Origin of the sequence: Nonomuraea sp. SYSU D8015 (assembly GCF_008065375.1) — a bacterium.
Classification (GTDB): Bacteria; Actinomycetota; Actinomycetes; order Streptosporangiales; family Streptosporangiaceae; genus Nonomuraea.
Genome location: NZ_VJYI01000034.1, coordinates 17415 through 31889 on the forward strand (window position 1 = coordinate 17415; position 14475 = coordinate 31889).

Genomic DNA, 14475 nt, shown 5'->3' on the forward strand with positions numbered 1-14475 from the left:
TGGCCAAGCCGATCACCATCACGGGCCGATCTCGCCTGGCACAGCGCCGTCGAGAAGACCCCCGAAGTCGTCGGTCAGCGGGCGTCGCGCTCGTCGGGGCGGAACCGGGTGGAAGGCCGTCCTTCGCCCCCCGGGTGGTATGGATGAGCAGGATCCGCTGGTGGATGCGCCTGTGAAGTACGACATGACGGCGACGAACCTGGTGTTCCGCCGCAGCGAGGACACCGGTGATTGGGTCACTGGTGTGGCCTATCACGTCCGTCCCCGGCAGAGGTCACTAACCGTCACCACCATGGGGCACGGGCCCGGCACCCGGATACGTTGGGGCTGTGCTGACCACCCCTGCTGATGCCCGCCAAGCCGCGCCGATGGCGCCGTCGCGACTGGCGTGGCTGGACGCGCTGCGCGGCGTCGGTGCGCTGGCGGTGGTGGGTGAGCATCTGACGACGTGGGCCATGCCCTGGTTACGCCCCACTTCCTTCAACTTGGGCGTCTACGGGGTGCTGGTGTTCTTCCTGGTCAGCGGCTACATCATCCCGCACTCGCTGGAACGGCACCGCGACCTGCGAGCCTTTTGGATCGGCCGCGTCTTTCGCCTGTATCCGCTGTATCTGGCGGTCATCGGCGTGGTGCTGGCATTGTCGCCGTGGATCGCGCTGCGGGCGGAGGTGCCCCGGGACGCCTCGGCGGTGGCCGCGCACGCCACGATGCTGCTGGATGTGGTCGGGGCGGGCGGCGTGCTGAACACCATGTGGACGCTGTCGTATGAGATGGTCTTCTACCTGCTGACGGGTGCGCTGTTCGCGGCCGGGGTACGGGAGGGGCGGGGCCTGCTGCCGGTACTGTTCGCCCTGGCCGGGGCGGTGGCGGGCGTGGTGCTGTCGGCGCCGCCGCTGTCGGGTGCGTGGCTGGCCTGGCTGTCGCTGGCCGTGTTCGCCACTGGGTTGGCGTGCATACTGTTGCGGCGCGCGGCCAGGGTCGCCGCCGTCGTGCTGGGCGTCATGGCGCTGGCCTTGCTGCTGCTGAGCAGCCGGGTGCCCTGGTTCGGCGCGGCGATCGTCGCGGTGATGTTCGCCGGCACGGCGATCCACCGGTGGGAGCGCGGCCGGGGGCGGCTGTGGCCGGTGGGCATCGCGGCGGTGCTGGTGGCGGCGACGCCGGTATGGGCACTCAACGCCGGCTGGTGGTGGGTGCGACCACAGGTGTGGAGCCTGACCGTCGTACTGGCGGGTCTCACCTTCGCGGCCGCCATGGCGCTGCGGAGCCGGCGGGTGCCGGCCATGCTGGTCTGGCTGGGCGTCATCAGCTACTCCCTGTACCTGGTGCATCTGCCGATCCTGCTGATCGTCATGCGCCTGGTCGGGGAGATGCGCTGGGCGGCGTTGCCGGCGCAGATCGGCATCAGCGTGGTCGTGCTAGCCCTGCTGGTGCCGGTCAGTTGGGTGACGTACCGCTTCGTGGAGCGGCCGCTGCAGCGGATGGGCCGACGCTTGACCGACCGGCATGATTCCGAGCGGCACGCCGGCGAGCCGGGCACGGCAGCGTGAATCATCGCGGCCGGGCCTGGGCGTAGGCCAGCGTGACCCGGGCCATCGGCACTGCCCTGGGGAGACGAATACGGCGTGGCCGTCCCTGCGGGGCGCGGACGGTCATGCCAGGTCGTAGAGCAGGCGGTAGTAGGCGGCGTCGTATCGCGGGCGGTGCGCCGAGCAGCGCCCGGGCCTCGGCGAGGTCGAGATGCCGGTGCTCGGGAACCAGTCCGCCGGTTCCTCGCCGTCGGCGATGCGCTCGTCGGCGCGTTCGAGCCGCCGCTGGATGCTCCAGTCGAACGGGCACCGGCCCGTCGGCAGGGCGTCGTGGAGCAGGCCCAGCGCTGCGCCCAGGCCAGGCGTTTGGCTTCGCCGGGCAGGCCGATCTCCGGGGTGCCGGCGGCGACCCACTTGACGTATCTGGTGCCGTCGCGTCCGTCGTCGAGGCGGACGGTCAGGCCTCGGACATGACAGGACGGCTACTCATAGGATCATGCCCCTGCCAGGGGCACGGCCCCGCTGCCAAATGCACTTCCCAGCGCTGGTCGCAGAGGTCTGCGGCGGACCAGCGGGGATCGGCGGCCCGGTCCGCACCCCGGCGCGGGCATGCACGCGCGAGCGGTCAAGCGGCGGGCCCGGCATCGACGAGGGTGCCCGGGCCGGTTCCGGCACCGGCGTCAGACGGACCTGGGTGATGGCGTGGCCCTGGATGGCCAGGATGTGCAGCTGCCAGCCGCTGGTGGCGACGCTCTCGCCGGGTGCGGTGGGGACGTGGCCGAGCAGGGCCAGGATGAGGCCGGCGATGGTGGTGTAGTCGCCATCGGGCCGCTCTTCCAGGTGCACATCGAGGTCGGGCAGGTCGTGGACGGGGAAGGTGCCGGGCAACAGCAGGCTGCCGTCGGCCTCGCGGTCGATGGTGAGGATGTCGCGGTCGGTTTCGTCGTAGATCTCGCCAACCACCTCCTCGAGGAGGTCTTCGAGGGTGACGATGCCGTCGATGGAGCCGCGCTCGTCGATGACGAGGGCGAACTGCTGGCGTTCGGCCTTGAAGCGGCGCAGCGCGTCGGAGACGGGCAGGCTGTCGGGCAGCAGCAGCGCCGGGCGGGCCACGTCGGCGGCCGTGACGGCGGCCTCGTCAGTGAGCAGGTCGCGCAGGTGCGCGATGCCGATGACCTCGTCCAGGCCGCGGCTGCCGATGATGGGGGCGCGGGAGTGGCCGGAGCCGGCCAGCAGGCGGCGGGCCTGGTCGATGGGGGTGTCGGCGTTCAGGGTGAAGACCTGGCGGCGGGAGATGAGGACTTCGCGCAGGACGCGTTCGGTGATCTCGACGGCGCCGGAGATGATCAGGCGTTGTTCCGGGGTGAAGCCGCGGTGGGTGGCGACCAGGTCGCGGATCTCTTCGGGGCTGATCTCCTCGCGGTGCCGGTTGGGGTCGCCGCCCATCAGCCGGACGGCCAGGTCGGTGGATTTGGCCAGCGCCCACACCACGGGGCGCGACAGGGTGGCGATGAAGTTGAGCGGCCGGGCGGCCAGCAGCGCCCAGGTCTCGGCGCGTTGCATGGCCACGCGTTTGGGGGCGAGCTCGCCGAAGACCAGGGTCAGGAACGGCAGCACGATCGTGACCAACACGATGGCGACCGGGCCGGCGGCGGCGCCGAGGAAGCCGAGCAGCGGCACCAGCGGCTGAGCGAGGGTGACCGCCGCGGTGGCCGAGGCCAAAAAGCCCGACAACGTGATGACGAGCTGGATGGTGGCCAGGAACCGGTTGGGGTCGCGGGCCAGGCGGGCAACGATCTTGCCGCCGGCGCCGCGCTGTTCCAGCCGCCGTGCCGCTCCCGCACCATCCAGTTCATCGCCGTCGGCCGCCAACGGGAACCCCGGCGGGTCCGACCTGCCCACGTGACGGACGTCTGCTCCCCGCGACCTCGCAGGTCGCTACACCTGGCCTGTGCCGGCCGGGGCCGCTGGCGGCCAGGAGCGGGCAACACCTCCCTCACCCGAGCGACCGAGGCGGGGCCGGCGGCGCGGACTGGTCGGCAGCCGCCGTGTCGTGCTCGCCGTCGACGATCAGCGGGAGCGCGGCACTGAGCGCCAGCGCCCAGCCCACCTCGACGGCACGAGCCTGCCATGGCGCTGCGAGGCCGCGGCCGGGGGCAGCGGGAAGGGGCAGCGGCATCGCGGTGAGCGATGATCTTCCCGCCGGACCTGGTGACGTTGGCGGCGGCTCAGACCAACGCGCCGGCCAGCAGGAAAATCGCTGTTCCGTGTGCGAGGGCGGCGGCGATGACGCCGCTGCGCAATCGCAGGAAGGCGCAGATCAGCCCCTCGTACAGGGTGAAGGCCAGCAGCGGCCAGCCGACGTCGGTCACCGTCGAGGCCAGGAAGACGTGGCAGGCCGCGAACAGCAGGGCCGACAGCACGGCCGCGCGGACGGCGCCGGCGTGCTGCTCCAGCCGTCCCTGCAGCAACCCCCGGAACAGCACCTCCTCGGCGAGGTTGCCCGCCAGGCTGAACAGCAACAGCACCGGCAGCAGCGTGACCGCGACCGCCCCGCCGCGTTCGGACAGCGGCGTCGGCAGTGAAAGCAGCAGGACCGGCGCGGCGGCCAGCACGCCGCCGCCCAGCCCGCAGGCGAGCGTGACCGGAGTGAGCCTGCCCCAGCGCACCAGCGAGCGAAGCCCGCCGTCCAGGCACAGCACGCCCGCGGTCGCCGCCACCGTGCCCAGGGCGAACACCAGCAGAACGCCCGCCTGGTCGGTGAAGCGCAGCCACGGCACCTCTCCCGCGGTGCCCAATCGCCAGAACCCGAGCGGCGTCATCGCATCCCTCACCAGGACGAAGCCGAAGACGAGGGTCAGGATGCGCAGCAGCGGGTCCCGCTCGGCGCGCGCCAGTGCGAAAGACGCGCCGATCAACAGCAGGCCGGGCAGGATCCGGGCGCCGTAGTTTAGGAGGTCGGGCAGCACGAAGACGTCTCCGTTCAGAGCGGGGAAGCGGGGAGAGGCGGGTGATCGGCCCGCCATCAATAATGCGAGCTATTCTCAGTTTTCGGTACTCGCATTGGAGGCTCGTGCTCACACCGCGTAAACAACCCCGCCAGCAGCGCTCCCGCGAGACGGTCGCAGCGATCCTGGAGGCGGCCGCTCAGCTTTTCCAGCGCCACGGCTACGCCGACACCACCACCAACAAGATCGCCGAACGCGCCGGGGTGTCCATCGGATCGCTGTATCAGTACTTCCCGAACAAGGACGCGCTGCTGGTGGCTCTTGCCGAGCGCCACCTCGCCCAGAGCGCCGAGCAGGTCGCCCAAGTCTTCGCCCGCGCCGCCGAGCATCGCCCGTCCCTGCACGATCTGCTCACCGACCTGGTGGGATGCGTGGCCGCGCTGCACACCGATCGGCCCGCGTTGCACCGGCTGCTGTTCGACCAAGCCCCCCGTACACCCGGCCTGGTCGCCCGCTTCCGCCAAGCCGAACAGCAGATCGCCCACGCCCTGGCCGGCGAACTGCGCCGCCTTCGAGCCGGTGGCCCTGATCCCGGATTGAGCGCGCTGCTGGCCGTCCAAGGCATCGAGGGACAACTTCACGGCACCCTGCTCGACCCACCAAGCGACCGCGACACCACTGGCCACCTGCAAGCCGCAATTCGCCTCTGGCACCAGGCCCTCGCCGAGCCGACTCCACTACCAAGTGGACCGTCACGTGCTCCCCGCGCTCAACCCGCCAGACCCCAGCGCTACGGCAGGCGGAGATAGGGCGCCGGGCCCGCATCTCCGCCCCACAGCTGCCCCGACGCGCGGGCCAGGCAATCCGCAACCGGGTCGCCCCTGGTCAGACAGCACAGGACGCAGGCCCCGTCACGTACTGGTAACGGCTGTTGACGTGGCCGACACGTGGACGTACTGTTCCGTCAATCGATTAACGTCAATCGATTAACGAGGAGCCATGACAGCCACTCTGAAGGACGTCGCCCTCCGGGCCGAGGTGTCGGTCGCGGCCGCGTCGCTCGTCCTGTCCGGCAAGGCCGAAGGCCGGGTGGCCGAGGCGACCGCCGAGCGGGTCCGGATGGCGGCGGCGGAGCTGGGCTACCGCGGCAACCGAGCCGCCCGCAGTCTCCGCAGGCAGTCGGCTCCTCTGCTGGGCCTGCTGAGCCTGGGCGTGGCCACCCTGCCCTACGCCGGGGCGATGCTCGAAGCCGCGCAGTCAGCCGCGCGCGAGCACGACTACGACCTGCTGTTCATCGAGGCCGGCACCCCGGAGGACGCAGGCACCCCGGAAGCCATCGCCGAGAACCTGCTCCTGCTGCAGGAGCACCAGGTCGCGGGCATCCTGATCGCCTCCTACTTCCACCGGGAGCTCGCCTTACCGGCGCGACTACCCGCGCCCACCGTTCTCGTCGACGCGCTGTGCCCGGACCACGACATCGACTGGGTGGTGCCCGACGAGTACGGCGGCGAGACCGAGGTCCTGGAAGAGCTCGCCCGCGCCGGCCACCGGCACGTCGGGTGGATCTGTCACACCATGCGATACCCCGCGACCAGGCTGCGGACCAAGGCGTTCGAGGACGTCGCCGCGCGCCACGGATGGGACGACGACCCGCGGCGCGTCGTCCTGACCGAGAACGCCGACGCCGCGGACGGCTACGCGGCCATGCAACGGCTGCTCGAGCAGTTCCCGAAGGTGACGGCGGTCGCCGCCTTCACCGACCGCATGGCCATGGGGGTCTACATGGCCTGTTTCGAGCGGGGCATCCGTGTGCCCCAGGACATGTCGATCGTCGGGTTCGACGACCAGGTCCTGGTGTCGGAGGCGCTCCGCCCCGGACTGACCACCGTGGCGCTGCCCCATCGCCAGATGGGCAAGTGGGCGGTGGGCCGGCTCATCGAGCGTATCGAGTCGGCGGAGGACCTGGGGGTCAGCCAGGTCCGCATCAATGGCGGCCTGGTCGTCCGAGACTCGGTCGCCGCTCCGCGCACTGGTCGGGTCAGGGCCAGCGCGCGGAGGTGAGCAATACCCACGCAACGGCGCAGCCGTTGCCTCGCTTGGAGGGCATCATGTCAATACTAGCCCGGAGCCTCCCCGTGGCCGCCCTGAGCGTCGCCGGTGCGCTGGCGCTCGCCGCCTGCGGCGGCGGCGGGACGAGCGCGGGGCCGACCGGTTCCGCCGCGGCCACGTCCGGCGGCAAGACCAAGGTCACCATGTGGACGCACAACGCCGGCAACGAGGTCGAGCTCAAGCTGGTCCAGCAGGTCACCGACGACTACAACGCCTCGCAGGACAAGTACGAGGTCACAGTCCAGGCGTTCCCCCAGGCCTCCTACAACGACGCCGTCGTGTCGGCCGCGGCGTCCAAGAGCCTGCCGTGCCTCCTGGACGTCGACGCTCCCGTCATGCCGAGCTGGGCGTACGCCGACTACCTCCAGCCGCTGACCCTCGACGCCAAGCTCACCGACCCGCTGCTGCCCGGAGTCAAGGGCGTCTACAACGACAAGCTGTACTCGGTCGGCTTCTACGACGCCGCCCTCGGCATCCTGACGCGCAAGTCGATCCTCGACGACAACGACATCCGGATCCCCACCGTCGACCAGCCGTGGACCCTGGAGGAGCTCGACGCGGCCCTCGCCAAGCTCAAGGCGTCGGGCAAGTACGACTACCCCCTCGACCTCGGCACCGGCTGGACCGGTGAGTGGTACCCCTACGCCTACTCGCCGCTCCTTCAATCCTTCGGCGGCGACCTCATCAACCGCACCGACTTCTCCACCGCCGAGGGTGTGCTGAACGGCCCGCAGGCGGTCAAGTGGGGCGAGTGGTTCCAGGGCCTGTTCAAGAACAAGCTGGCCAACCCCAAGGAGTCCGCCGACCGTACGGACTTCCTGCAGGGCAAGGTCGCGATGCAGTGGAACGGCTCCTGGGGCGTCGGCGACGCGATGAAGAAGTTCGACGACATCGTCGTCCTGCCGCCGCCGAACCTGGGCAAGCAGCCCTACATCGGCGCGGGCTCCTGGCAGTGGGGGATGTCCGCGACCTGCCAGACCCCCGAGGCGGTCAACGGCTGGATCGCCTTCGGGCTGCAGGACAAGTACCTGTCGGCCTTCAGCGAGCAGCTCGGCAACCTGCCCGCCTCCGCCGGCGCGCAGGCGATGGGCGAGAAGTTCAAGGAAGGCACGAAGGAGAGCACCTACATCGAGCTCGCCCGCAAGTACGCGCTCATCCGCCCGCCGACACCCGCCTACCCGTTCATCGCCAAGACCTTCGAGAAGGCGGCGGCCGACATCATCGCCGGCGCCAACGTGCAGGACGCGCTGAACACCGCCGTCGACGCCATCGACAAGAACCTGGCCGAGAACGACAACTACCAGTGATCGGCCCCGGTCCGGGGCGTGCCGCACCCGCCCCGGACCCGCCCCACCTGTGAGGTCAACGTGTCCCTGACGCATGCCCGCGGCAGACCCAAGCGATCCGTCACCTACATGCGGGACCGCCCCAGCCGGCGGCCCGGCCGGCCCGCCGACCGCCGCAAGGCCGAGGCGAGGACGGGGCGGCTCTTCACCGCCCCGGCGATGTTCCTGCTGCTGATCTTCCTGATCATCCCGATAGCCCTGGCCCTCAGCCTCGGCTTCACCGACGCCAAGCTCTCCTCGCCGCAACCCACCCGCTGGGTCGGCCTGTCCAACTTCGAAGAGCTGCTGAGCATCAAGCAGGTCACTCTCGACGAGGCCCGCGTCCGCGAGCTCGCGGGGCCCGACGGCACCGTCCGCACCGCCCTGCGCAGCCTGACCAAGAACGGCAGCGGGAGCCCCTACGAGGGCATGTCGGTGCTGTCGGACTCCGTCGCGGCCGACGGCAAGAGCGGCAGCTTCTGGCTCGCCGGCGACCCGCTGTTCTGGAAGTCGCTGCGCAACACCGCCGTGTTCGCCCTCGTCGTCGTCCCCGTCCAAGGAGGGCTGGGCCTGCTGCTGGCGCTGCTGGTCAACAGCAGGTTCCGGGGGCGGGTGTTCTTCCGCACGGTGTTCTTCCTGCCCGTGGTGATGTCGATGGTCGTGGTGTCGATCCTGTGGGCTTTCATCTACGAGAAGGACGGACTGATCAACAACGCGATCAAGGCCGTCTACCCGTCCTGGGACCCGATCGCCTTCCTCGCCGACCCGTCCACCGCGCTGCCGGCCATCATCGTCATGTCGATCTGGCAGGCCGTCGGCTTCCACATGATCATCTGGCTGGCGGGGCTGCAGACCATCCCGGCCGAGCTGTACGAGGCCGCCAAGATGGACGGCGCGGGCCCCTGGCGCACGTTCACCGCCGTCACCTGGCCCGGGCTGCGGCACACTTTCGTGTTCGTCCTGGTCACCATCACGATCGCCGCGCTCGGACTGTTCACGCAGATCAACGTCATGACCAAGGGCGGGCCGCTGGACTCCACCTCCACCCTCGTCTACCAGGCCTTGGTCGAGGGCTACGGCAAGCAGCGCATCGGGTACGCCTCGGCCATCTCCTTCGTGTTCTTCGTGCTCGTGCTGTGCGTCGCACTCATCCAGCGCCGGCTGACCAGGGAGAAGGACGCATGACCACCATCAAGGCCCGCCGGACCCTCGCCCGCACGGTCTTCTACATCGCCGGCGCGCTGTTCTCGCTCGCCTTCCTGCTGCCCATGATCTTCATGATCGTGTCCAGCTTCAAAGGCAAGCTGCAGATCTTCGAAGACCTCGACTCGATCCGGGCGTTCCTGCCGGTGGGAGACGTCGGTCTCGACAACTACCAAGGACTGTTCGGCCGGGTCCCGCTCGCCCGCTTCTACGCCAACTCGCTGCTCATCTCGTTCCTCGTCGTCGGGCTCGGGCTGCTGGTCAACAGCCTGGCCGCCTTCGGCATCGCCCGGATGCGCTGGCGAGGGCAGGGGATCGTCATGGGGGTGCTCATCGCGACCCTCATCGTGCCGCTCGAGGCGCTCGCGATCCCGCTGCTGTACTGGGTGAACAATCTGCCCTATCTCTCGTTCGCCTCCGGCACGCCCGAGCTCACCACCGGCTGGATCAACACCTACGCGGTGCAGATCGTCCCGTTCATCGCCAACGCATTCTCGATCTTCCTGTTCGTGCAGTACTTCAAGTCCATCCCGCGTCAGCTCGACGAGGCCGCCTTCATCGACGGCGCCAGTTTCCTGACCGTCTACCGGCGCATCGTCGTCCCGCTGAGCGGACCGGCCTTCGCCACCAGCGCCATCCTCACCTTCCTGCCCATCTGGAACTCCTACCTGTGGCCGACGATGGTCGTCCAGGAGGAGGGCCTGCGGCCGCTCCCCGTCGGCCTGGACTACTTCTTCCAGTCCAACACTGCCGAGGGTGTGCCCTGGGGCCAGATCATGGGCTACACCACCCTGGTCACACTGCCGATCATGGTGCTTTTCGTCATCTTCCAACGCAGTTTCGTGGCCAGCGTGGCCAGCAGCGGAATCAAGGGGTAATCAATGTTGCGACTGGCGGACAGCTGGGTCTGGGACTCGTGGTACGCCTACGACGGTGGGCTCCACCACGTGTTCTACCTCCGGGCCTCGCGCGGCCTCGGGGATCCCGACCGCCGTCACCGCCATCCGAGCGTCGGCCACGCCGTCTCCGCCGACCTGCGGGACTGGACGGTCCTCCCCGACGCCCTGACGGTCTCGGACTCCCCGGCGTTCGACGACTGGACAACCTGGACCGGCAGCGTCGTACGCGACGACGCCGGTCGGTGGTGGATGTTCTACACCGGCACCACCCGGCAGGACGGCGGCCACGTCCAACGTGTCGGCATCGCCACCTCCACCGACCTCCTCGTCTGGCACAAACACCCGCCGCACACCGTCCTGGAGGCCGACCCCCGCTGGTACGAGAAGCACGGCCAGTCCGCCTGGCCCGAAGAAGCCTGGCGCGACCCCTTCGTCTTCCGGGGCGAGGACGGCCGATGGCACATGTACGTCACCGCCCGCGCCGCCCACGGCGACTGGCGCAGCCGCGGCGTCGTCGGACACTGCACCTCCACCGACCTGGAGCAGTGGCACGTCCAGCCGCCACTGACCGAGCCCGGCGCCGGGTTCGGCCACATCGAGGTCATCCAGGCCGAAGTCGTCGACGGCACGCCCACGCTGATCTTCTCGTGTGCGAGCGCCCAACTCGACGAGGACGCGCGCCGCCGTCACGGCTCCGGGGGGATCTTCAGCGTCACCGGGCCCAGCCTCCACGGCCCCTTCGACATCTCCACCGCCCGGTTGTTCCCCGAACCCTCGCTCTACGCTGGGCGCCTGGTCCGGCACGACGGCCGCTGGCACCTGATGGCGTTCCGCGACCTCGTCGACGGCTGCTTCGTCGGCGAGCTCGCCGACCCGGTCCCCGTCACTAGCACGCCGGATTCGGGCTTGGTGCCTGCCGTGGACCGCAGCGCGGCCCACCGGTAGCCACTGAGCCACAAGTGGAACGCAACAACCTTGCGTTAGCCTCGCGCCGTCCGCACTCGGTGATCCAAGGGGGTTCCGCAGCCATGTACGACGACGCAGGCGTCCAGGCGCGATGGGTTGAATGGCAGGAGGCCGGCGAGAGAATCGTCGACCTCCGCCGGCGTGTGTTCCTGTCCGAGCAGGGGTTCGGCGACGACATGGCGCACCACGACAGGGATCCCGCCGGCCTTCACCTGTGCGCCATGTCCGGCGACAAGATCATCGGAGCGCTGGCGGCGTACGTCTATGAGCCGGGTGCGCCCGAGCTGGCCGACCTGCGTCTGCCCGAGGTCGACGGGTTATCGGTGCAGATCGGCAAGAGGGTGGAGCTTCCCGCGTACCGGGGCGGGCTCGTCACCGAGCAGCTCGGCACCTCGATGATGCGGCAGGTGATGGAGTCGCTGCGGCCTGCCCGCTTCTTCATCGTGCTCAGGGGCGAGCACCGGCAGCTGGCCGAACGGTACGCCAGACGCGGCTTCGTCAGGCACACCGACCTCGGGGCGGACGGCGACGCGGTGACGGTGATGACCGTCGAAGGCAGGGACGCCTTGGAGGAGCTGTACCTCGCCTACCGCGCCCTCGGAAAGAGGTCGCCGGACAACGGCCTCAAGATCCCCGTTCCCTCCCTGGTCAAGTTCCTGGCCGACAGCGGGCGTGACCAGTTGCCGGCCCGGGATCGCCTGGGCGCGGAGAACCTCTACCTGGAGCCGCTGTCCCTGGCCGAGGAGATGCCCCGCCTGACCGCGCAGAGCCGGCTGGTGGCCGCCGAGCAGGCACCCCGCCTGGCGGCCACCTCCTTCCCTGCCGCACCCGCCTCCCTGCTCGACATCGGCTCGGGTCCCGGAGACCGGCTGGCGGCGCTCGCCCGGCACCCCGTCTTCGCCGGCTACCGGGTCCGGGGTGTCGAACCTTCGCCCCAGCTCCGCGCGCGAGCCCGCTCGGCCTTCCCCGAGCTCACGCTCCGCCAAGGCACCGCGTACTCCACCGGCGAGCCGGACGCCTCGCACGATGTGATCACGGCGAGCTTCCTCTTCATCCACCTGCGCAACCCCGACCTGGCGCTGCTGGAGATGTGGCGGGTGCTGCGGCCGGGCGGAGTGCTGTACGTGGTCGACGTCAACGACGACAGCTTCACCGGCCCCGACCGGATCCGCCGCATGATCGAGACACATGATCACCACTATCCCGGTGACCGCGCCATCCTGACGGACCTGCCACGACGGGCCGCGGAGTTCGGCTTCGAGCCGGAGACCCGGTTCGTGACGACCGTACGCAACACCGGAGGCTCCGAGCCGGTCTTCGGCGAGGACGAGATCCTGCTGGGGAGGGAGGAAGGGTGGGGCCTTCTGTCCTTCGTGCGCTCCCTGGAGGCGGCCAAGGAGCAGTATCGGGAGGCCGAGGAGCACTATTTCCGTACGAAGTGCGAGCTGAGTCTGAACTTCGAGACTCACGTCTACCGCAAACCCATAGTTCGCATTTGATCATAAAGTGGACAATTACCCCACTTGCCTGTAAGTCTCCTACTAATCTCGACCGTAGTCTTCCGGACTGGCCGTATCGCGCTTTATGTTCCCTTTATTTCGTCCTCTGCCACCAATGGAGGAACACCCCCGATGCGACACAAAGCCAGCCGTCTTGCGGCAGCCGCGGTCATCGCCGTAGGCACGAGCCTGGCGGCTCTGGTGCCGCCCGCCGCCGCACACGACGGGGCTACCAGCTCCGACGGCGCGATAGACCACGCGAAGATCACACACAACCACCACCAGCACGGCGGCGATCACGGCCACCTGCCCGCCTCGAAGGCCAACGTCGAGCTCGTCAGCAAGCTCGCACTGAAGAACGTCGAGCCGGAGAAGATCGCCGACGTCGGCGTCCACGAGGGCTACGCCTACCTGGCCGCATGGGGTGGCGCGACCTGCAAGTACAACGGCGTGCACGTCGTCGACATCAAGAACCCGGCCCAGCCGAAGGAAGTCGCGTTCATCGTCGCGAAGGAAGGCAGCGCGCCCGGCGAGGGCGTCCAGGCCCTGAGCGTCGACACGCCGGCGTTCACCGGCGACATCCTCGTCACGAACAACGAGGTCTGCAAGGGCAAGACCGGGGTCGGTGGCCTGAACATCTACGACGTCACTGACCCCGCCCACCCGACTCCCCTCGCGGTCGGCATCGGCGACGAGACCGTCGCGGGCGCCGGCAAGAAGGACGCGAACGAGATCCACAGCGTCTTCGCCTGGGACGCCGGCAACAAGGCCTACGCCGTCATCGTGGACAACGAGGAAGGCCCCGACGTCGACATCCTCGACATCACGAACCCGAAGAAGCCTGCGGTCATCGCAGAGTACGACATCGACGAGAAGTTCCCCGGCATCACGCAGCCCGGCCTCGACGAGATCTTCCTGCACGACATGGTGGTGAAGGAGATCGGCGGCAGGCAGGTCATGCTGCTGTCGTACTGGGACGGCGGCTACGTCCAGATCGACGTCACCGACCCGCGCAACATCTCGCTGCTGGCCGACAGCACCTTCGCCGACCCCGACCCCGAGGCGGCCGAGAGCGGGCTGAGCGTCAGGCCGGAGGGCAACGCCCACCAGGCCGAGTTCACCCTCGACGACAGATACGTCCTGGCCGCCGACGAGGACTTCTCCCCGTACGCGTTGAAGACCTCGAACCTCACCGACGGCACGGCGATCAGCGCAGGCCAGGGCAGCGGCACCACCAAGCTCACGCCGGGACAGACGCTGACGGGCGTGGCCAAGTTCGCCGGCCTGGCCTGTCCGGGCAGCCCGGCCGTCCCCGCCGGTGACCCCAACGCCGAGGACATCGCCGTGGTGGAGCGCGGCGTGTGCACGTTCACCGAAAAGGTCGCCGCGGTCATCGCCGCCGGCGGCTACGACGCGATCCTCGTCTTCAACCGCACCGGCACCGACGCCTGCGACGCCGCCCTGGGCATGGACGTCCATGGAGACATCCCGACCTTCGGGGTGGCGCCCCGTGGCCAGGGCTTCGCGATCTTCAACCAGCCGTACAGCAACGCCGACTGCCTCGCCGGCACGGGCCCGGCGCAGCTTCCCGTGCCGCTCGGCACGACCGGCGACACGCTCACCTTCTCGTCGTACTTCGACGGCTGGGGGTACGTGCACCTGTACGACCGGCGGACGATGAAGGAACTCGACACCTACGCGGTGCCCGAGGCGCACGATCCGGCCTTCGCGGAAGGCCACGGCGACCTGTCGGTCCACGAGGTGGCGACCTCCGCCAAGCAGGCGGACCTCGCCTACTTCTCCTACTACTCCGCGGGCTTGCGCGTGACGCGGATCGTGGACGGCAAGATCCAGGAGGTGGGCCACTTCGTGGACGAGGGAGGCAACAACTTCTGGGGCGTGCAGGTGTTCGAGCACGACGGCCAGGAGTACGTCGCCGCCAGCGACCGCGACCACGGCCTCTACATCTTCCGCTATACCGGCGGCTGACCCTCGGCGCC

14 protein-coding genes are annotated in these 14475 nt (G+C 69.4%); 10 read left to right on the forward strand and 4 right to left on the reverse strand.

The genetic code is table 11. The features are described 5' to 3' along the window. Window positions 1-139 precede the first annotated feature (139 nt). Together ID574_RS54155 and ID574_RS54160 are read left to right on the forward strand one after the other, a co-directional pair. The gene (locus tag ID574_RS54155; RefSeq protein ID WP_188196918.1) at window positions 140-349 is read left to right on the forward strand and encodes a hypothetical protein; all 210 of its coding nucleotides are present in this window, start codon (window positions 140-142) and stop codon (window positions 347-349) included. Then, window positions 330-1547, forward strand: a complete 1218-nt coding sequence (locus ID574_RS54160) for an acyltransferase family protein (RefSeq protein WP_223168067.1) — start codon at window positions 330-332, stop codon at window positions 1545-1547. The genes ID574_RS54155 and ID574_RS54160 overlap by 20 nt, the downstream gene beginning before the upstream one ends. Window positions 1548-1649: 102 nt before the next feature. On the opposite strand, the gene ID574_RS54165 is transcribed toward ID574_RS54160, so the two are convergent. From ID574_RS54165 to ID574_RS54180, 4 genes are all read right to left on the reverse strand, one after another. Continuing rightward, window positions 1650-1940, reverse strand: coding sequence for a hypothetical protein (locus ID574_RS54165; protein WP_188196919.1), 291 nt, complete (start codon window positions 1938-1940; stop codon window positions 1650-1652). Window positions 1941-2012: 72 nt separating this feature from the next. After that, window positions 2013-3428, reverse strand: a complete 1416-nt coding sequence (locus ID574_RS54170; RefSeq protein WP_188196920.1) for a hemolysin family protein — start codon at window positions 3426-3428, stop codon at window positions 2013-2015. Window positions 3429-3522: 94 nt separating this feature from the next. Beyond that, window positions 3523-3705, reverse strand: a complete 183-nt coding sequence (locus tag ID574_RS54175) for a hypothetical protein (RefSeq protein ID WP_188196921.1) — start codon at window positions 3703-3705, stop codon at window positions 3523-3525. Window positions 3706-3754: 49 nt separating this feature from the next. After that, window positions 3755-4495 (reverse strand): CPBP family intramembrane glutamic endopeptidase, encoded by a 741-nt coding sequence (locus tag ID574_RS54180; RefSeq protein WP_223168068.1) that lies wholly within the window; start codon window positions 4493-4495, stop codon window positions 3755-3757. Window positions 4496-4599: 104 nt separating this feature from the next. Here ID574_RS54180 and ID574_RS54185 point away from each other — a divergent pair, with 104 nt between their 5' ends. The 8 genes from ID574_RS54185 to ID574_RS54220 all read left to right on the forward strand — a co-directional run bounded on the left by ID574_RS54185 (window position 4600) and on the right by ID574_RS54220 (window position 14464). Continuing rightward, complete coding sequence (locus ID574_RS54185; RefSeq protein ID WP_223168069.1) at window positions 4600-5283, forward strand: TetR/AcrR family transcriptional regulator; 684 nt, start codon at window positions 4600-4602, stop codon at window positions 5281-5283. Between the two features lie 190 nt (window positions 5284-5473). Continuing rightward, the gene (locus ID574_RS54190) at window positions 5474-6535 is read left to right on the forward strand and encodes a LacI family DNA-binding transcriptional regulator (RefSeq protein ID WP_188196923.1); all 1062 of its coding nucleotides are present in this window, start codon (window positions 5474-5476) and stop codon (window positions 6533-6535) included. Between the two features lie 47 nt (window positions 6536-6582). Then, a complete protein-coding gene (locus ID574_RS54195; RefSeq protein WP_188196924.1) occupies window positions 6583-7890 on the forward strand; it encodes an ABC transporter substrate-binding protein in 1308 nt (435 codons plus the stop codon). A 60-nt stretch (window positions 7891-7950) separates the two neighbouring features. Continuing rightward, entirely contained in the window at window positions 7951-9093 is a 1143-nt protein-coding gene (locus tag ID574_RS54200) for a carbohydrate ABC transporter permease (RefSeq protein ID WP_223168070.1), read from the forward strand. Further along, the gene (locus ID574_RS54205; RefSeq protein ID WP_188196925.1) at window positions 9090-9989 is read left to right on the forward strand and encodes a carbohydrate ABC transporter permease; all 900 of its coding nucleotides are present in this window, start codon (window positions 9090-9092) and stop codon (window positions 9987-9989) included. Before ID574_RS54200 ends, ID574_RS54205 begins: the two co-directional genes overlap by 4 nt. Before the next feature lie 3 nt (window positions 9990-9992). Next, window positions 9993-10955, forward strand: coding sequence for a glycoside hydrolase family protein (locus tag ID574_RS54210; protein WP_188196926.1), 963 nt, complete (start codon window positions 9993-9995; stop codon window positions 10953-10955). A gap of 83 nt (window positions 10956-11038) precedes the next feature. Further along, complete coding sequence (locus ID574_RS54215; RefSeq protein WP_188196927.1) at window positions 11039-12475, forward strand: class I SAM-dependent methyltransferase; 1437 nt, start codon at window positions 11039-11041, stop codon at window positions 12473-12475. A 132-nt stretch (window positions 12476-12607) separates the two neighbouring features. Then, window positions 12608-14464: a PA domain-containing protein gene (locus ID574_RS54220; protein WP_188196928.1), complete on the forward strand. Its 1857-nt coding sequence runs from the start codon at window positions 12608-12610 to the stop codon at window positions 14462-14464. The last annotated feature ends 11 nt before the right edge of the window (window positions 14465-14475 follow it).

What these genes read in the sequence shown, in the direction of transcription:
- ID574_RS54155 (WP_188196918.1), top strand. Translation starts at nt 140, where the DNA reads ATGGATGAGCAGGATCCGCTGGTGGATGCGCCTGTGAAGTACGACATG.
- ID574_RS54175 (WP_188196921.1), bottom strand. Translation starts at nt 3,705, where the DNA reads ATGCCGCTGCCCCTTCCCGCTGCCCCCGGCCGCGGCCTCGCAGCGCCA.
- ID574_RS54190 (WP_188196923.1), top strand. Translation starts at nt 5,474, where the DNA reads ATGACAGCCACTCTGAAGGACGTCGCCCTCCGGGCCGAGGTGTCGGTC.
- ID574_RS54195 (WP_188196924.1), top strand. Translation starts at nt 6,583, where the DNA reads ATGTCAATACTAGCCCGGAGCCTCCCCGTGGCCGCCCTGAGCGTCGCC.
- ID574_RS54205 (WP_188196925.1), top strand. Translation starts at nt 9,090, where the DNA reads ATGACCACCATCAAGGCCCGCCGGACCCTCGCCCGCACGGTCTTCTAC.
- ID574_RS54210 (WP_188196926.1), top strand. Translation starts at nt 9,993, where the DNA reads ATGTTGCGACTGGCGGACAGCTGGGTCTGGGACTCGTGGTACGCCTAC.
- ID574_RS54215 (WP_188196927.1), top strand. Translation starts at nt 11,039, where the DNA reads ATGTACGACGACGCAGGCGTCCAGGCGCGATGGGTTGAATGGCAGGAG.
- ID574_RS54220 (WP_188196928.1), top strand. Translation starts at nt 12,608, where the DNA reads ATGCGACACAAAGCCAGCCGTCTTGCGGCAGCCGCGGTCATCGCCGTA.